The organism is Anaerococcus urinomassiliensis, from assembly GCF_900128425.1.
Classification (GTDB): Bacteria; Bacillota; Clostridia; order Tissierellales; family Peptoniphilaceae; genus Anaerococcus; species Anaerococcus urinomassiliensis.
This window is the reverse complement of record NZ_LT635782.1, coordinates 1,204,899-1,223,087: the sequence shown is the minus strand read 5'-3', so window position 1 is coordinate 1,223,087 and position 18,189 is coordinate 1,204,899. Positions and strand designations below refer to the sequence as shown.

The following is an 18,189-nucleotide window of genomic DNA, read 5'->3' as shown; positions in this document are numbered from 1 at the left end:
ATTGTATGTTATTTTCAAATCATATATAATATAGGCAACAAAGTAATTGTTGCGTACTTATAGTGCGTAATCGCGTTACAAGTAGTTGAAATCTTATCAACGAATAATGTCAACCTATTACTTTCTTCAAAGATCGACTCCGATCGAGCTAGGATACCCTAGAAAAAATACTTGGCGATTCTTCTAAGTATTTTCGAAGTTTTATCAAAAGAATCAAACAGATTAGATACACTATATTTTCTCACGGGAAAATGCTAGCCTACATAACGTAGATACTTAAGTCACATAGCGTTGGGAAAAGAAGTGTATCAAATTGCTTTTTCGCAAAATACAAGACAAAGGAGAAAAAAACAAAATGAAAAAAGCAACAAATAGAATTTTGTCATTCTTAACAGCTTTTGCAATGGTAATCGGTGTACTAGTTGCTCCATTCACAAGCGCTAATGCTGCTGAAGAAACTACTGAAACAGTTACCTTACACAAGATTCTTCAATCAAAAGATAATCTAAATGCAAAAGATAAGGAAAAAAAGGATGTATTTCCAGGACATAAAGGTTTAGATGATACCGAATATAATGGAAACAAAATCCAAGATATCGGAAGTTACTTTGGTACTGGCTCAGAAGAAATAAAAGGCGTATACTTCGCATTCAAATATAATGACGGAGAAAACAAAGGAAAATATGTAACAATTAAGGAAGAAGAAGGAAAAGATCCTGTTTATGGCGTGGCTGATTCATTAGACGCTGAACTAGAAGAAGGTGTTAAACTTCTAGCCGGCGAAACAGAAGATAAAGGTATTGCATTCAATACTAAAGGTCTTAAAGGTGATTTCTTAATTGAAGAAATTCACGAAGAATCTTCATATGTTGGTAAAGATGGTGAAACTCTAACAGATATGAAAGCTGTTCCAGTAGACATTACACTTCCATTAGTTAACAATGACGGTGTAGTAAAAGAAGCTCACGTATATCCAAAGAACACAGAAGAAAAACCACAAATCGACAAGAACTTCAAATATGGCAAAGGTGAAGCAAAATTAGCTGGAGAAAAAGAATCTGCAGATGGAGCCGAAGAAACAGTTGGTGCAAATTACGACAACTATTCTAAAGAAAAAGAAAAAGTAACTTCAGAACTTGGTAAAAAAATACCATATGAAGTTAAAACAAAAATCCCAGCAAAAGCTAAATACAAAAAATTAGTTTGGGACGACCAAATGCAAGAAGGTCTTGTATATAATAAAGACTTAGAAATTTCTGGTCTTGAAGGTTTAGTAAAAGGAACAGACTACAACCTTTATGAAACAAATAGAGGATTTAGACTTGTATTTACAACAGATGGTCTTACAAAAGTAGAAAATGCTGCAGCAAATGGTGAAGTTGAACTAACATTGACATATTCTGCTCATCTTGACGGAACAGTTAAACCAGATCAAGTGAAAGAAAATAATGTAACATTTGATTACAGCAACAAACCTGGTTTTGAAAACGAACCAACAGAAACAAAACCTTCTGAAGGAAAAATCACAGTAGAAAAATCATGGGCTGCTGATGGAAAAGAAATAACAGAAGCTGATAGACATGTAAAAGCTGTATTTACACTTCAAGAACAACAAGAAGATGGATCTTGGAAAGATGTTCAAGAAAAAGAAGTTGGTTATAAAGAAGGATTTACAGAAACCTTTGAAGGTTTAGATGACACTAAAACTTACAGAGTAGTAGAATCTGTTTCAGGTTATGAACCTGAATATCAAAAAGTTGATGAAAATGGTAAAATTGTCATTGTAAATAAAATTGATAATGACAATCCAAAAACATTAAAACCAACAAATCCAAAGGTTGTTAATGGTGGTAAGAAATTTGTAAAAACAAACCAAGAAGGTACAGAAAGACTTGCTGGAGCTGAATTCTACGTTACTAACGCAGCAGGAGAATACTTAGTACCATCTGCACCAGCTGATATCGAAGCAGTTAAAACAGCAAAAGATGCACTAGATAAAGCTGTTGAAGCATACAATGCACTTTCTGAAGAACAACAAAAAGGTGAAGAAGGAAAAACTGCTAAAGCATTAGTTGATGAAAAACAAAAGGCTTACAATGAAGCAGTATTTGCTAACTCTAACAAATACGAATTCAAAGCAAAAGATGAAAAAGGAAATATCCCTGCAGAAGCTGTAGTATTGACATCAGATGAAAATGGTAAATTTGAAATTACTGGTCTTGCATATGGTGATTACAAATTAGAAGAAAAAACAGCTCCAAAAGACTATGCTAAATTACAAGAACCTGTTGAATTTAAAGTTGAAAAAGGTTCATACTCTACAAAAGATGTAGATATTAAATATGAAACAACTGATACTGAAAATAATGCTAAAAAAGTACCAAACAAGAAAGTAACAATCCCACAAACTGGTGGTATTGGTTCACTAATCTTTATCGTAGCAGGTCTTGCAATCATGGGACTAGCATTCGTAATGAAGAGAAGAAACGCTGTTGAAGCATAATCGCTGAAATAGTAACAAAAAACTAAATAAGAAAAAGCAATAAGAGAGCTCAGGATAAAACCCTGGGCTCTTTTTTATAAAAACTAAATAAAGGAATATTTTATGGATCTTTCTAATGAAACAAAAAATGATATGAAAGTTGGTTTATCAATATTAGTAGTGGCAATATCAATTTTAATATATTTGGCTATATCTTATTTATTAAAAACATTGATTAAAAATGAAATAATATTACTTGGCGCATTAATATTAATTAGTATATTATTAACACTATTAATAATGAAAATAATGGAATCTAGCAATATGTTTAATACTAATGATTATGATTTTGTTATTGATTTTTTTGATATTATTGATGGTATTATTACTGTCTTAACTTTCGTATTTGCATATATAGGCTTAGAAACAAAAGATTTTGCAGATTATAAGCAAATTATATTAGCTCTAATATGCATTAAGATATTAACTGTATCAGTTAAAGGTCTTAGCTACAAAAAGAAATTATCAAACAATAAGAAATAATATCTTATCGCTTTCAAGTCTAATTCTATTAAATAATGTATAGTATAAGAGTAAACATTCAAAAAGATTACTTAGTTAATATCAGAATGCTTAATTGATTTTAATTTATATGCTTGTATAATTAGACTAACTATTAATTTATTTTGGCAATTCAAATTAATAAATTTTAAGGAGATGATGTCATGCTTTATTCAAGCAATAGAAAATTAAATTTAAGTGCTTGGTTATTAAATAATAACAAGTCAGCTTTCGATTCTCCTCTTAAGCTACAGAAATTTGTGCTTTTTTATGAATTGTTTAGTAGAATTGATGGAGAACATGCTGAATTCGATCACTTAAGAGGTTGGAAAAGAGGTCCAGTCTTTAGCAATTTGTGGGGAGACTATACTAAGGATAATTCTGAGTTTTTAATCAAATGTAAAGAAATAAATGATGCTGATAATTCTGATATTGATATGGAAAGAGTTCAATTAGCTGATTTTATTGTTTCTATATTAAACGAGAATGAACTTTCCAACTTAACTCACGAATTAAATTTGTGGAGTGCAAAAAAAGATAGGATTCTGTCAGGAGAACAGCAGGTCAATTTAGATATAGAAGATTTTAGTGATGATGATGTTAAACTATTGAATACACTTAGAGAAATGTATCCTATAGATCTAATTAATAATATTAAAATTTTGCCAATATCTAACTATAATATTTTAATATCAGATGATGATTATAATAATCTTACCGAGGAACATATGGATGTACTATCTGAGGTAGTGGAAAACGGAGGATTGCACAATCCAGTATATGTTGAGATTGATGAGAATGGAGCAATGGATATTGATTAGAGAAAAAGACGTTATTACAATTAAACTTCCATACCCAAATATAAATTCTAAACTTGCTACTAATTCTCATATGTATATTTGTAGATCAGTTAATAATAATAAACATAAGTTTCTTAAATGCCAGACACTTAAACCTTATATGCTAAAAGCTGAGAGCAATCCAATTACCTCTTATCATGATGAGAGTCCAGACCCTAATAGAAATCCTTTTAATAAGAAAACGAGAATTGACTGTGATAAATTTTTTAATTCGTTGAATGTAACTTACGATGTAAAACTTTTAACACAATCGAGACGAGATGTTAGTGACGATGTATTTAATATTTTGTTAAACAAGATAAATAATAAAGCCCCGAGGGATATTATATTAAATGAACAAGATTTAGTTAATTTAAATAGGTATATTACTTTTATATAGTACAAGAGACTAATATATATAAAATTATAAGTTTTCAATCAAGATTACACACAATAGCTACTAGAATATATTTCTGGTGGCTTTTTGTATATTAAGTATTATTCTTAAACATATGCATCCTATAAAATGTCCAAGCGCACCTGTCATCCTCGAGGGAGGGCCTTACAGGACTGACCGAAGGATCTTTGAGGGGAATATGTTTGTATAGGAGATTTTTCGCATACTCTCAACATGACAGGGGTGGGTGGTATTGACGCTTTTCTCTGTCATCCTAGAGGGAGCGTAAGCGACCGAAGGATCTTTACAAAGAATTTAAAAAGAAAATATTTTTATTTTATTTTAGTAATCAAAATCTTTTATTTAAATATTTTTTAAGGCTGTACCTTAGTACCTCGGAGGATAGGAATTAGGGGTAGCAATTGCCAGTCCGGCCGATCTCGGACAGACCCCTTTTTCCTACGGAAACTCGCTTTTAAAAAGCTATTTCGTGCATCCGCACTTAGTTTCCGGGTTAAACAACCGAAATTAACGGTTGTTTAACTCCCCCGATCCCCCTATACCTTCTACACCCCCACCGCCACTGCGTGGAGCAATGAGCAGTAGAAGTTTGCTCCGCAAATTCTTTTTTTATAGTATATTTATATTCAATGCATAAATAACTCTGGCACACCTGTCATCCTTGAGGGAACGAATGTGACCGAAGGATCTCATAGAGAAACACTACGCCAGGAGATTCTTCTTTCGCTAGCGCTCAATCAGAATGACAGGGGGCCGGGAAACATAACTAAGCTTAGAGGTGGAAAAAATTGGTGTTTTAAGATCTCATAATTTCGTTTAGAAAATCGCACTGTTTGAGCGTAGCGAGTTTGCGATTTTTAGAAATTTGAGATTGATAAAACCCTATTTTTGATGTTGATAATTCACTCCGCCCCACGCGAGTGGCAGAGGGGTGAAATGGGTCGGGGGCCCGGGGAAGGGCAAAAGGGGCATCTGTCGCCCCTACCGCCCTGCACCCCGGAGTCGAAGGTATAAACTAAAATAATTATTAAACAAAAGACATTAATAAATTCAAAAAAATTCCCTTTATTATTAACCTACCAATTTGAACAATATATCCTAAATGTTTATAAGCTTAGCGTTGGAAAAAATTGGTGTTTATACCACAACATCGCCCCACGCGAGTGGCCGTTAGGGTGAGTTTGGTAGGGGTTTGGGGAGACTTTGGAGGGCGAACGCCAGCCAGTCCGGCGAGTGAGGACAACGCCCTTAAAGGGTCCCCAAGGGATAGAGGTTACAGTAGATAATATTGGTATTTATAAGAGATTTATATAACTATAGTTAATAGATGCTAAGATCATACCGTAGATGCCGGGAAGGGCATAAGGGGCATGTCCTCCACGAGCCGGACAGGCTTATTAAGTCCCCTGGGTTTTCCCCTATGGGAAAGGAAAAGTGTGGTCAATTTTTTCACTATTTATAGACCAATTTTCGGTTGACATTTACAAATAGGTCTATACATCATTCATTTTGCTCATTTAATAAAGCTTATTGAATAAACCCTATTATATGTAATAAGTTGGATATATTATTTTTAAATTTGTTTGTGATTAAGATGTATAATTGAGAATGTATAAAGTAATGATATAATTATGATAAAAGGAGTTATAAATTATGATAAATATTCGTCCTATATCAGATTTGAGAAATAATTTTACAGAAATTGAAAAAGAAGTTAATAGCACCGACTCACCTATTTTTCTAACTAAAAATGGATATGGATCAATGGTTGTAATGAGCTTAGATCATTATGCAAGTTTGACAGATACTATTGAGAAAAAATTGGACCAGGCTGATATGATTGCTGATACTAATACAGAGAGATTAGAACATAATGATGTTTTTAATAATATTAGGAACAGGATAGATGAACAATCAAACCTATAGAATTAATTACTTACCATTATTTGAGCAGGATTTAAATGAGATAGTTGATTACATTACTGTGGATTAACAAAATCCTGCTGCTGCTCATAAGTTAGTTGATAAAGTTGAAAAAGCAATAATAAAAAGACTTGATAATCCTTTAATGTATGCACCATATAGTTCTAGTAAAACGAGACAATATCAATATTATAGGATAAATGTTGACAGTTATGCTATATTTTATGTAGTTATAGATGATGTGATGGAAGTTAGAAGGATACTTTATTCTAGAAGAGATATTGCTGAACTTATATAATATTATTATCTAGACTTAATGATTATTTAAGTAGATTTCTCCGTGCATTCGCTTTGCTCATTGGAAGTGGTAGAATAATTCAAACTATCTATTTAGAATCCTAGCAGTCCACCCGTCGCATATAGGGCGATTTGGCTAAGGTAGCCGACCGAAGGATCTAACAAAGTGCAGTCTATCCAGGAGATTCTTCGCATTCGCTCAGAATGACAGGTAGTGGTTGGTTGTTTTTATGCTCTTCCCGTTGTCATTCTGAGGGAGTGGACGCGACCGTAGGATCTAGCGAAGTACCCTTCATCCAAGGGATTCTTCGCATCCGCTCAGAATGACAATCGTAGTTGCTTGGGCTGACATTATTAATAAAAATGTACGTACCCCCTGTCATCCTTCTTGACCTATACAAGTCCCTAAATCTAGGGTGGCAAATTGTAAATTTGTCATCTTCGAGATAAACGAATGTGAATCCGAAGAACTTTAGATGAAATTGATGGAAGGTCAAATGTCGCGAAGTCCAAATCTATATGATTTGGCTAACGGAGCCGACTGAGGCCACAGGCCGTAGGATCTCATAAAGTACAGTCTATCCAGGGGATTCTTCGCATCCGATCAGAATGACAATGGGAAGGCACAATGATAGTGTTATTACCAATAGACATGTACTTTTTAAAGCATCTATCCCACGCTGTCATCCTGAGGGAGTGGACGCGACCGTAGGATCTCGCGAAGTACCCTTCATCCAAGGGATTCTTTGCATCCGCTCAGAATGACAGTGTGGCTGTGGTATTGACTTTCTTCTCCTTGTCATCCTCGAGGGCGTAGGCCGAAGGATCTTTTAATGTACAGTGTAAATGTCAATATAAAAATGTACATTTTTGGCTAAATATGAATGTACAATTTACTCCTTGTTAACAATATCCTTTAGCCTATAAGAATCACCTACAATCTGAATAACAGTGCAATGATGAAGAATTCTATCAAGTATAGCGTTAGCTATTCTTGTATCATAAAATATACTTTCCCAATCTGAAAAATTAATATTAGTTGAAACTATTGTTGATTTCTTCTCATATCTTCTGTCTATTAGTTGAAATAGGAGTCGTTCATCTCCTTGACTAATAGGCAGATAGCCTAATTCATCTATTATCAAAAGCTTGTAAGAGGCGTAATGCTTTAGTCTTGCTTCTAACCTATTTTCATCTTGAGCTTTCTTTAGATTTTCTAGTAGATTTGCACATTTGATAAAATATGTTGAATATCTTTGTCTTGCCGCTTCTATACCTATTGATATTGATAAATGAGTTTTGCCTACTCCACTCGATCCTAGAAATACTATATTTTCATTGTTTTCTAGAAACCCTAATTGACATAAATCTTTAATTTGTCTTTCATTAATGCTAGGTTGAAAGGAGAAATCAAAAGTTGATATGTCTTTTAAAGAAGGAAATGCTGCTGTTTTTACCATCTGATTGGCTGCGTTTATTCTTTTTGTATCTACTTCATAATCCGTTAATTTTAACAAGGATTCTATTAAAGAGGTATTCCTATCAGCTATTTGATCATCTATGTGTAAGATGAATTGTTTTAATTTTAAGTATTCTAAATTTTCTTTTAATCTTAGGTAATTGCTGGTTTCTTTAATTGTCAAACAAGGCTCCTATCTTTTTTAAGTTTTCTTTTGAGAATTTTTTTATGTCTACTTCATCTTTGTAGGGCATTGTCTTTTTAGTTATTTCTTGATAATGTTCTTTAAGATAGTTTAGCTTTTTATTGGTAATTTTATGCTTAACTATTAATTGTGTGGTATCATACAGGTACAAGTAGTTGTCTTCTACTTGTAGTGTTACGGTCTTTCCGATGTATTCAGTTGGTAGAGAATATTGGTTAGATTTGTATGATATCATCGAAGATTCGTTAACTTTGACAATGCTTTGATGGTTTTGATATCGGCTCCTAATCTCTTTAGATGGAAGAGCTTTTAAGGAGCCTTTATCTTTTTCTAACAAGGATATCGGAGTTTTAGATGTTCCTTGGTGGATACTCATATTCTTTCTTAAATTTATCTTTCCAACCTTATCTATCAGTTCTTTGTATGATAGCTTTCCTTGATAAGCATCTAACTCATCTAATATTTTCATTTGGCTTTCAACTTTACCTTTTGTTCGTGGTCTTTTAACTATGCAAGGTTGAACCTTAAATCCATAATCTTTAGCAAATTCATAAAACTTAGAATTAATTTCACCTTTGTGATATTCACTTCTTGCTTTATCCATAACAGTCTTTAGATTGTCTGTAACTATTACACTGGGCACTCCTCCTAATTTTTCAAAAGCATTACTTAGAAAGGAAAATATGGTTGATTGTCTTTTATCTAAGCTTGCATAGTAGATAGAGTATCTAGAGTATCCTAGGATAAAGACAAAGATATTTAAGCTAACATAACCTATATCTGTAGTTAAAAAGGTAAAATCTTCTTTCCAGTCTATCTGTGCTTGCTCTCCTGGGGCAGTTTCATATCTCATACACCTGACACTAGAACTAATTTTATTAGACTTAACGAAATATTGATTAAACTCCTCATGATTTTTTATGAAATGTCTAAATGTGGATGATGCAACATCTAAACCATAATTATCAACTAAGTATTGATACAAGTTAGTTTTGTAGTGAAACTTCTGTATACTAGAATCACATAAAAGCTCCCTAATTAAGGGGATAAAAGGATCTATCTTACTCGCCTTCTCCTTAGTATTAGGTTTATTGTATCCATCATAGTATTTCTTTACAGTTCTTCTATCAACACCTAAATCTTTTGCTATTTCTGAAAAAATGACTTTAATATTTAACACCTCCTCAAAAACTTTTAATTTATTTAAGTCATTTAGATTCTTTATTTCAAAATATTTTGAATCTTTTAGTTCTAATTGGTAATACATATATTCTCCTGATTATTTTATTAAATGTATTATCCAATTAAGTTTTTATTTGTACATTTTTATTTGACCACTTTTGTACATTCTTATTTTAGCATTTACAATGTACAGTTTAGCTAGGAGATTCTTCGCATCCGCTCAGAATGACAGGGGTAATATGTTATTCATCATTATTCAGAGAATTAATAAGTGAGTATCACCACGCCTGTCATCCTAGAGGGAGTGAACACGACCGAAGGATCTTTCTTAATACATTTCCTTATTTAAGATTTTATTCAGCCTATAAGGATAATTTATTATGATATCGTTATAAGTAAAAAAATAAAGTTACTCTATACCGACATAAATAATATCATATAATAATGATAAAGATAAACAAAAAAACTGTTTATCTTTTTTATTATGTGGTAATATATAAGTAAAAGGAGGTTTATATGCTTGTTTATTTTGAAGTAGGGGGCTTTCTTTCATTCAATGAAGCTCAGATGCTCTATTTTACTCCTAGTCCTGGTGCTAGGATTGTTAATACTAAATATGAAAAAAACTTTGTGATTCCTAACTCCAAAAAGATTCCAAGAGTCATGAAATCAGCTGTATTGTTTGGAGATAATGCTTCAGGTAAGACTAACTGGTTTTATGCTTTGGCATCTTTTAAGAGAATTATTAAAAATGGTTTAGAAAGGGATTTTGATAAGGATTTTAATTTTGATTGTAAAAATATAAAATTTTCGATTGGCATTACAGAATCCGTAAATAAGCGTGTTTTTGAATATGCTCTTGAATTTGATAAAGATAGAGAAATAATTTATGAAGAATTTATTTGTGATAACAATCTAATATTTATATACGAGAATAAAAAACTATCAATTGGTATTGATTTAGATAAAAAAAATGAGATAGAGTCTCTTTTTAATACTGTAAATTCAACAGATACTTTTTTATCAAAATTAGAGGACTTTATACCAGATTATATTAAATCATTTGTTGATACAATCTCTAGCGTAGGTGTTGTAACTGAATCTCCTTTTAATGAAGAAATAAAATACTTTCCTCAATTTAGACTTATAGATGAAGATGAAAAAAAAGTTATAGATTTTTATAAGAAAGAAGTAATAGAAATACTTAGCGACCTTGATTCTACTATAGATGATTTTGAGTATACCAAAAGAGAAGCTAAAGATAAGATTGGCTACGATTTAGTTATTAAGCGTAAAGGCCATAAATACGATATTGCTTATGAGTCCCAAGGAATACGAAAGATTGTAAATTTATTGATTGATATTCTAGGTATTTTTGATGGAAAGACAGTGCTTATTGATGAATTAGATTCATCAATAGGAGCCAAAGCTCTTATTAGAATATTTAATAGCATTATAAATAGCAATAAAAATGAAAAAGGCCAGCTAATTATTTCATCACATAACCTTATTTTAATGGATTTTGATTCTTTTCATGCAAGTCAATTATATGTTTTTTCTAAAGATAGTAAATATCAGACTGTTATAAGGTCTATAGATGATTATGAGCTAAGGTACGAAAAGAAGAATTTACCTGCACTTTATTTAGATGGATCTTTTGAGGTTTATTAGATGAAGAGAAATAGATCAAAGAGAAGATTAAAGACAACGGTTACAGTTAATATAGCATGTGAAGGTATAAGTGAGAGAGTATATATAGAAAATTTGCTTAAAGAATATGGATTATTTACTCCCAATATTACTGTCAGCAATTTAGAGGGTAAGGGTATGTTACCAACTATTTCGTATTTTGAGAAAAATGAAAAATTATATAAAATATTTATTTTCATACTGGATTTAGACAGAGCCAAACAAAAAGAAATAGAATTGCGTAATTTGAATAAGCTGGTTGATAAAGTTGAAAAAAGTAATATAAAAAATAATTTATTTCTATCTAATCCCAATTTTGAAGTTTTTGTCGCTGCATCAATAGGAATAGATTATGAAAAATTGTATATAAATGATTATCAAAAAGGAAATGGTGTCTATAAGTTTATAAAATCAAATTATGGAGACTATGAAAAAGCTATTGGTAATCTTCCAGACAAGTATTATTATGATAAAAAAGAACTAGATAAAAAAGGGAATAAAAAAGTCGAAAACCTTGATGTTAACCACAGTAATTTAGTGTATTTTATAGATTATATGAAAAGATTATTGGAAAAGTAGTGGTTTGATAGAAAATGTTTAAGTCATGAAATGTGACGATGCTGTGGAAGATCCAGCCGATATTATAAATATAGCCAATTATTATACCCCTGTAATCTGCTCATAATTTCTATTAATCTCAAATGATTACAATAAGAAACGGTGATGGTGTATTTTTACGCTCATCACCGTTTTTTCTCTTAGTTTTTAAATTTGATCGGATTGGCGTAGGTTAGGATTTCTTCTCCTTTTACCTTTACCTTTTGGGTAGATGATCTTTCTTTTGTGTTTTCACTTTCTACCAGGGCTTCTGTTACTGATAGGACTGGTTCTACGCAGGCGTCTTTTTCTTTGAATATTTGGACCCATTGGTCAAATGTTTTGGATTTGATATCTTCTATGATTTGTTCTTTGTATTGGCCAGCTGATTCTATTGTGACTCCTTCTTCTAGCCAATCTTCGTGTCCTAAGACTTCTAGTAGTGTTTTGAAGAATTTGCCTTCTACTGATCCTATGGATATATATCTGCCATCTTTTGTTTGGTAGAAGTCATATATTCCGCTACCGTTTAGCCAGTGGCATTCTCTTGTAGGATTGTTATTATCTAGCATAGATCCAGCGCCTAGCATTGAGTTTAGTGGTATGAGTGAGTCTAGGATTCCTACGTCTATGAATATAGCCTTGCCATTTTCTTTTCTTTTGTTGTGGGCTGCTAAGATTCCTATGATGGCGTTTAGTGATGATGCGATATCTCCGATTTGGCTTCCGTATAGGACTGGGCCAGATTCTTTTCTACCAGAGAAGCTTGCCACGCCGGATAGGGCTAGGTAGTTGATATCGTGGCCTGCTCTATCTTTGTATGGACCGTTTTGTCCGTAACCAGATAGGGAGCAGTAGATGATGTCTGGGGCAAATTCTTTGACTTCGTCGTATGATAGGCCAAATTTTGCCATAGTTCCTGGTCTAAATTGTTCTATGATACAGTTGTAACCTTCTTCTTTTATCAAGCGTTTTACTTCGTTGACCCCATCTTCTGATTTTAGGTCTAGGACTATTTCATCTTTGGCATGGTTCATCCATGCGTAGTTGGCGCTTATACCATTTTCTGTTTTTGGTTCCATTTCCAAAACTAGGTCAGGTCTGTTTGGAGCAGTTATTTTTGTTACTTTTGCTCCCATTTCAGCTAGTTGCCAGGTAGCATATGGTCCAGGCAATAGTGTTGTTAAGTCCAAAATTTTCAAATCATCTAGTAAGTTCATTGATCCTCCTAACGTTTTCTTACACTTTTTAAAAGTTTGTAATTGGTTATCTTTTATAGTTTGCTAACTATACTAATAAGTAGATTACCCTTTATCGTTGAAAATCAAACATATACTAAAGTTTATATGATATAATTTTTGAAAAAATGTACTGCAATGAAAATGTTTGTAGGTTTTTTAAATAATTGGGTATATGTATAAGGAAAACAATTTAACTAGACAAAATAAATATTTTAAGGAGTTTAAAAAAATGGACGTTAAAAAAGTTTTAGTTGTTGGCGCTGGTCAAATGGGCGGAGGAATTGCACAAGTTTTTGCCCAATCCGGTTTTGAAGTATTGTTATACGATTCATTTGAGGGAGCAGTAGAGAAAAGAATCGACTTCATTACCAGTATTCTAGATAAGGATGTTAAGAAAGAAAAGAAAACTCAAGAAGAAAGAAATAAAGCTCTTGCAAATATCAAAGAATGTAAAGATCTAAGCGAGGCTAGCGATGTAGATGTAGTTGTTGAAGCTATTATTGAAAACTTGGATACCAAGGGTGAACTTTACAAAAATCTTGGCGAAATAGTAAGTGACGATTGTATCATGGCTTCAAATACATCATCTCTTCCAATAACTGAGCTTGCAAGCCGTTATAAGAACCCTGAGAAATTTATCGGTATGCATTTCATGAACCCGGTTCCTGTGATGAAACTTGTAGAAATTATTAGAGGATTACAAACTTCTGATGAAACTTACCAAGTGATTCATGACCTATCTGAAGCTATAGGCAAGGTTCCAGTTGTTTGTAATGACGTTCCTGGATTTATTTCTAACAGGGTTCTTCAAGTTTACATCAATGAAGCAATTTCTTGCCTAAACGAGGGTGTGGCTAGTGCAGAAAATATCGATACAATTATGAAGCTTGCAACTAATAACCCAATGGGTCCACTAGAATTGGCTGACTTCATCGGTCTTGATACTGTTAAGTATATACTTGATGTACTTTATGAAGGATATGGAGATCCAAAATATGCACCAAATCCACTTCTTAAAAACTATGTAAGAGCTGGTTGGTTGGGCAAGAAGACAGGCAAGGGTTTCTACGATTACGAGAATAAATAATTGGGGGGGTATGACTATGATTAATATGGATTACTTGCTAACAGAAGAGCAAAAAGCCTTTAGATATGAAGTTAGAGAATTTGTAGAAAAGAAGATTAAACCAAATGCTTTTGATTGGGATGTAAACGATGTCTTCCCACTAGAAGTTATCAAGGAAATGGGCGAAAAAGGTTGGCTAGGCTTGCCTTGGCCAAAAGAATACGGTGGCATGGGCAAAAGCTTTCTAGAATATGCTATCCTTGTTGAAGAGATTTCTAGGGTTGATGCAGGTGTCGGCGTATTTATGTCAGTTCACTCATCAGCAGCAACAAGCCCAATATATGATTGGGGCACAGAAGAACAAAAGAAATACTGGATCCCACAACTTGCTAGTGGAGAAAAACTAGGAGCCTTTGTTTTGACAGAATCTGATGCAGGATCTGATGCTGGTGGTCTACAAACAAGTGCAGTATTAGATGGCGATGAATTTGTCATCAATGGTGAAAAGATATATATTACAAACGCACCATATGCAGATATTTATATAGTATTTGCCCTAACAACACCAGGTATTGGAACCAAAGGCATCACAGCATTTATAGTAGAAAAAGGCACTCCAGGTTTTGAGATTCCAGATACCTACAGTAAAATGGGATTACACTCATCTTCAACAGGAAGATTGACCTTTAACAATGTAAGAATTCCAAAAGAAAATCAACTAGGTCCTGAAGGAAAAGGATTTAATATAGCTATGACCACCTTAAATGGAGGTAGAATCGGTATAGGTTCTCAATCCCTAGGTATAGCTCAAGGAGCTCTTGAAGAAGCCATTAACCACATCAAATCAAGATACCAATTTGGCAAACCTCTAGCAGCAATCCAAGATATCCAATTCAAAATTGCAGATATGGGAACAAGAGTAAACGCAGCAAGACATATGGTATACACAGCTGCAAAGATGAAAGATGAAAAGCTTGACTTCCTAGAAGCAGCAGCTATGGCAAAACTATTTGCATCTGAGACAGCAGGATATATCACAGACCAAGCATTGCAAATGCACGGTGGTTCTGGATACATCAGTGGTATTCCAATAGAAAGAATGTACAGAGATACCAGAGTAAACAGAATCTACGAAGGTGCATCAGAAGTACAAAAAATAGTAATCTCTAGATCCATGATAGGTAAACTTGGAGGAGATTCTAAGGACAAAAAAGATACAAAGAAAGCCAAGAGAAAAATAACTGGTGAGCGTAAAAACGTTATTATAAACGAAGGTTCTCCAGAAGAAAAAGTAGATAAACTTATAGAAGCAATAGGAGCCGAAAATCTAAAGGCAGAAAAAGTTGATATCAATGGACCAATAAGCGATGCTAAAAATGTTGTAGCCTTTGGTATGGGTTTGGAAAAAGAAGAAGATATGGAACTTATAAACGAGCTTGCGGGCGAGACAGGTTCTATAGTAAGTGGTTCTAGACCAATAGCAGAAAGCAGAAAATGGATTGGCATAGATAGATATATAGGACTTTCTGGCCAAAACTTCCCAGGACAAAGATACATCGGAGTGGGTATTTCTGGTCAAGTTCAACACTTGTTGGGCCTAAAGGAAACTGACGAGATCATAGTAATAAACAACAATCCAAACGCACCATTCTTTGCAGAAGCAGACTATGGTATAGTGGGCGATTACAAGGAAATTCTTCCAGTATTAATAGAAAAATTAAGGGGTTAGGTAAAGCTATATGACTTATCAAGAAAAATACCAGGAAAAATTAATCACAGTAGATCAGGCAGTAGACTTAGTCAAAGATGATATGAACATAGACTATGGTTGGTCTATATCAACATCTAGATACTTTGATGCTGCCTTGGCAAAAAGATTGGGTGAATTTAACAATATTCACCTACGTGGAGGTTGTGAACTAACAGAACCTGCAGTATTTGCCGCAGATCCAGAGAACGAACACTTTACCTATACTTGCTACCACGGTTTGGGAGCTATGAGAAATGTATTAAAAACTGGTCAAGCTTTCTATGCACCAATGAAATATTCTGAGCTGCCATCATATTTTGAAAGAGGATATTTGACAACAGATATCTATGTAATGCAAGTAACTCCAATGGATAAAGATGGATACTTCAACTTTGGTCTATCAGGATCATACACCAGAGCAGGCTTTGAAACAGCTGATGTAGTAATACTTGAAATCAATGAAAATATGCCTAGAGTTTCTGGTGGATCTGATGCTAATATCCACATAGATGAGGTTGACTATATCATCGAAGGAGACAACCCAGAGCTTAAAGGCATACCAAATATGGGCTATGGCGAACTTGAAGAAAAGGTAGCAGAGCTAGTAGTACCAGAAATAGTAGACGGCGCTACCATTCAAATCGGAGTTGGTAACTTGCCAAATGCCATAGTTTCACTATTGGCCAAATCTGATGTAAGAGACTTAGGTTGCCATACCGAACTATTTGTAGACGGATTCCTTGATTTGATCAAAGCTGGCAAGGTAACTGGTATGAGAAAGAAACTAGACAGGGGTAACCACGTATTTACCTTTGCCCTAGGAAGCCACGAACTTTACGATTATATGGAAAACAACCCACAATGCCTTGTAAGAAGCGTTGACTATGTAAATAGCCCATCAGTCATCAAACAATTTGACAACTTTGTAAGTATCAACGGAGCAATTCAAATTGACTTGCAAGGTGAGGTATCTTCCGAATCAATAGGATATAGACACATATCTGGATCTGGTGGGGCCCTAGACTTTATGCTAGGAGCTTATGAATCCAAGGGTGGTAAGTCCTTTGTAACCTTGCTATCAGCAAGAGAAGGTTCAGATGGCAAATTAGTATCAAACATAGTTCCAAACTTTGCACCAGGAACCATGGTAACAGGCACACGTGCCAACACTCACTACATTGTAACAGAGCAAGGCATAGTAAACCTAAAGGGCAAATCTGTATGGCAAAGAACAGAAGATTTAATATCAATAGCTCACCCTCAATTTAGAGACGAATTAATCAAAGAAGCAGAAAGAATGAAAATTTGGAGAAAATCTAATAAATAATCCACAAAAAGCAAAATCGGGCCAATTGACCCGATTTTTGTTTTGAAATTATTAAATAGAACTTGGAATTTTGAGTGTATTTGCCAAGTTATAGATTGGTCTGATATGCTCTTTTTTTTCTGGATGATGGTCCATTACATATTGGCATAGGTCAAGCATCCATACCACAACATATTTGGATAAATAAAAGCCTTGGATGCCATTTGCAAGGATCGACCTTCTGCCATTTCTGACTATATCATCTCTCATTTGGGCAAAATACTTGGTGAAGTGCTCGTTGGATTTTTCATCAAGTATTATTGTTTCTATCAGAATTATGAGGGAATCTAGGTACTTATGATCGATAGGGTTTATCCTAAATTCTATATTGTTTTGCTCGTTTAAATATATATCTTCCTCAACTTGGTAATTTTTATAAGCTTTTTTGTAGTCGTCTATATCAAAATCTGCAAAAAAATTGGGATATAGACCGTAGGGGAATTTTGACTTTTCTATTGTTTTGCTCAAATATTCTAGTTCATTTTTCCCACTGTCAAATGAAGCTATAAATATGGGCGATAGTGTCACCAAAAGCTTGAGATTATTGTTATTCTTATCATTTGGGAAGATTAGTTTTGTATATTGTTTGGTTTTTTCTATATTCATTGGATCACATCAAAAAACTTTAATTATTGGATTACATCAAAAAACTTTGCGCTATTTGCTTTCGCTAAGTCTTCTGCCTTTAGTTTGAGTCCATGGCCAACTTTTCCTGCCGAAATCTTTATATATGGCAGGTTTTTGGCGCTTTGATCTATGACTACTGGATAGTCTTTTTTCATGGCGAGGGAGGTTGTCGCACCTCGTTCATAGCCTATTTTGGATTTTAATTCTTTTAATGGCAGCATTTCCAATTTTTTGACTTCTAGGCACTTGGCAGCTTTTTTGAAATCTATATTTTCTTCCCCAGGTATGACAAAGATATATATGTCCTTAGTGTTTGATACAGTTGCCAAGGTTTTGTATATGTAGTGTATGTCCTGGTTGGTCTTTTCTGAAAGGTCTACCGATGAGACAAAATCTCCTTCCAAACCATAGTCTTGGTGGTCGTATTCGATATTTAAGTTGTCTAATATTCTCATTGCATTTGTTTTTATTTCTTTTTTCATAAAAT

Annotated in this window: 14 protein-coding genes and 1 pseudogene; 10 read left to right on the top strand and 5 right to left on the bottom strand. The window is 33.7% G+C overall.

The features are described from left to right. The first annotated feature begins 355 nt into the window (after positions 1–355). From BQ7474_RS06860 to BQ7474_RS11105, 5 genes and pseudogenes are all read left to right on the top strand, one after another. Positions 356–2,503, top strand: coding sequence for a pilin N-terminal domain-containing protein (locus BQ7474_RS06860; RefSeq protein ID WP_073998181.1), 2,148 nt, complete (start codon positions 356–358; stop codon positions 2,501–2,503). Between the two features lie 102 nt (positions 2,504–2,605). After that, on the top strand, positions 2,606–3,025 hold the full coding sequence (locus BQ7474_RS06855) for a hypothetical protein (protein WP_073998180.1): 420 nt from the start codon (positions 2,606–2,608) through the stop codon (positions 3,023–3,025). Between the two features lie 182 nt (positions 3,026–3,207). Beyond that, positions 3,208–3,864 carry a hypothetical protein gene (locus BQ7474_RS06850; RefSeq protein WP_073998179.1) on the top strand — a complete coding sequence of 219 codons (657 nt, stop codon included), beginning with the start codon at positions 3,208–3,210 and terminating at the stop codon, positions 3,862–3,864. Positions 3,865–5,953: 2,089 nt separating this feature from the next. After that, positions 5,954–6,226: a type II toxin-antitoxin system Phd/YefM family antitoxin gene (locus BQ7474_RS06840; RefSeq protein ID WP_073998178.1), complete on the top strand. Its 273-nt coding sequence runs from the start codon at positions 5,954–5,956 to the stop codon at positions 6,224–6,226. Positions 6,227–6,308: 82 nt separating this feature from the next. After that, positions 6,309–6,521 (top strand): annotated as a pseudogene (locus tag BQ7474_RS11105) (type II toxin-antitoxin system RelE/ParE family toxin); the annotation flags it as partial. A gap of 892 nt (positions 6,522–7,413) precedes the next feature. Here BQ7474_RS11105 and istB read toward each other — a convergent pair. Beyond that, complete coding sequence (gene istB / locus BQ7474_RS06830) at positions 7,414–8,163, bottom strand: IS21-like element helper ATPase IstB (RefSeq protein WP_073998177.1); 750 nt, start codon at positions 8,161–8,163, stop codon at positions 7,414–7,416. After that, on the bottom strand, positions 8,153–9,451 hold the full coding sequence (gene istA / locus BQ7474_RS06825; RefSeq protein WP_073998176.1) for an IS21 family transposase: 1,299 nt from the start codon (positions 9,449–9,451) through the stop codon (positions 8,153–8,155). Before istA ends, istB begins: the two co-directional genes overlap by 11 nt. A gap of 431 nt (positions 9,452–9,882) precedes the next feature. Between istA and BQ7474_RS06820 the strand changes: the two genes are divergently transcribed. Next, entirely contained in the window at positions 9,883–11,037 is a 1,155-nt protein-coding gene (locus tag BQ7474_RS06820; RefSeq protein WP_073998175.1) for an AAA family ATPase, read from the top strand. Continuing rightward, a complete protein-coding gene (locus BQ7474_RS06815; protein ID WP_073998174.1) occupies positions 11,038–11,634 on the top strand; it encodes a hypothetical protein in 597 nt (198 codons plus the stop codon). Between the two features lie 179 nt (positions 11,635–11,813). On the opposite strand, the gene BQ7474_RS06810 is transcribed toward BQ7474_RS06815, so the two are convergent. Further along, positions 11,814–12,872, bottom strand: coding sequence for a CaiB/BaiF CoA transferase family protein (locus tag BQ7474_RS06810; RefSeq protein WP_073998173.1), 1,059 nt, complete (start codon positions 12,870–12,872; stop codon positions 11,814–11,816). Between the two features lie 250 nt (positions 12,873–13,122). On the opposite strand from BQ7474_RS06810, the gene BQ7474_RS06805 reads away from it, so the two are divergent. The 3 genes from BQ7474_RS06805 to BQ7474_RS06795 are packed head-to-tail and all read left to right on the top strand — an operon-like array spanning position 13,123 to position 17,036. Continuing rightward, positions 13,123–13,980, top strand: a complete 858-nt coding sequence (locus BQ7474_RS06805; RefSeq protein ID WP_073998172.1) for a 3-hydroxyacyl-CoA dehydrogenase family protein — start codon at positions 13,123–13,125, stop codon at positions 13,978–13,980. Between the two features lie 16 nt (positions 13,981–13,996). After that, positions 13,997–15,688 carry an acyl-CoA dehydrogenase family protein gene (locus BQ7474_RS06800; RefSeq protein WP_218188979.1) on the top strand — a complete coding sequence of 564 codons (1,692 nt, stop codon included), beginning with the start codon at positions 13,997–13,999 and terminating at the stop codon, positions 15,686–15,688. A gap of 10 nt (positions 15,689–15,698) precedes the next feature. Then, positions 15,699–17,036 (top strand): acetyl-CoA hydrolase/transferase family protein, encoded by a 1,338-nt coding sequence (locus BQ7474_RS06795; RefSeq protein WP_073998171.1) that lies wholly within the window; start codon positions 15,699–15,701, stop codon positions 17,034–17,036. Positions 17,037–17,087: 51 nt separating this feature from the next. Here BQ7474_RS06795 and BQ7474_RS06790 read toward each other — a convergent pair whose 3' ends face one another. Both BQ7474_RS06790 and BQ7474_RS06785 read right to left on the bottom strand, forming a co-directional pair. After that, on the bottom strand, positions 17,088–17,681 hold the full coding sequence (locus BQ7474_RS06790; protein ID WP_235821485.1) for a hypothetical protein: 594 nt from the start codon (positions 17,679–17,681) through the stop codon (positions 17,088–17,090). 23 nt (positions 17,682–17,704) lie between these two features. Further along, positions 17,705–18,184, bottom strand: a complete 480-nt coding sequence (locus BQ7474_RS06785) for an aminoacyl-tRNA deacylase (protein WP_073998170.1) — start codon at positions 18,182–18,184, stop codon at positions 17,705–17,707. Positions 18,185–18,189 lie beyond the last annotated feature (5 nt).

Excerpts from the sequence above, each read along its gene's own strand:
- BQ7474_RS06860 (WP_073998181.1), top strand. The coding sequence starts at position 356 with ATGAAAAAAGCAACAAATAGAATTTTGTCATTCTTAACAGCTTTTGCA.
- BQ7474_RS06855 (WP_073998180.1), top strand. The coding sequence starts at position 2,606 with ATGGATCTTTCTAATGAAACAAAAAATGATATGAAAGTTGGTTTATCA.
- BQ7474_RS06850 (WP_073998179.1), top strand. The coding sequence starts at position 3,208 with ATGCTTTATTCAAGCAATAGAAAATTAAATTTAAGTGCTTGGTTATTA.
- BQ7474_RS06840 (WP_073998178.1), top strand. The coding sequence starts at position 5,954 with ATGATAAATATTCGTCCTATATCAGATTTGAGAAATAATTTTACAGAA.
- istA (WP_073998176.1), bottom strand. The coding sequence starts at position 9,451 with ATGTATTACCAATTAGAACTAAAAGATTCAAAATATTTTGAAATAAAG.
- BQ7474_RS06820 (WP_073998175.1), top strand. The coding sequence starts at position 9,883 with ATGCTTGTTTATTTTGAAGTAGGGGGCTTTCTTTCATTCAATGAAGCT.
- BQ7474_RS06815 (WP_073998174.1), top strand. The coding sequence starts at position 11,038 with ATGAAGAGAAATAGATCAAAGAGAAGATTAAAGACAACGGTTACAGTT.
- BQ7474_RS06810 (WP_073998173.1), bottom strand. The coding sequence starts at position 12,872 with ATGAACTTACTAGATGATTTGAAAATTTTGGACTTAACAACACTATTG.
- BQ7474_RS06805 (WP_073998172.1), top strand. The coding sequence starts at position 13,123 with ATGGACGTTAAAAAAGTTTTAGTTGTTGGCGCTGGTCAAATGGGCGGA.
- BQ7474_RS06800 (WP_218188979.1), top strand. The coding sequence starts at position 13,997 with ATGATTAATATGGATTACTTGCTAACAGAAGAGCAAAAAGCCTTTAGA.
- BQ7474_RS06795 (WP_073998171.1), top strand. The coding sequence starts at position 15,699 with ATGACTTATCAAGAAAAATACCAGGAAAAATTAATCACAGTAGATCAG.
- BQ7474_RS06790 (WP_235821485.1), bottom strand. The coding sequence starts at position 17,681 with ATGAATATAGAAAAAACCAAACAATATACAAAACTAATCTTCCCAAAT.
- BQ7474_RS06785 (WP_073998170.1), bottom strand. The coding sequence starts at position 18,184 with ATGAAAAAAGAAATAAAAACAAATGCAATGAGAATATTAGACAACTTA.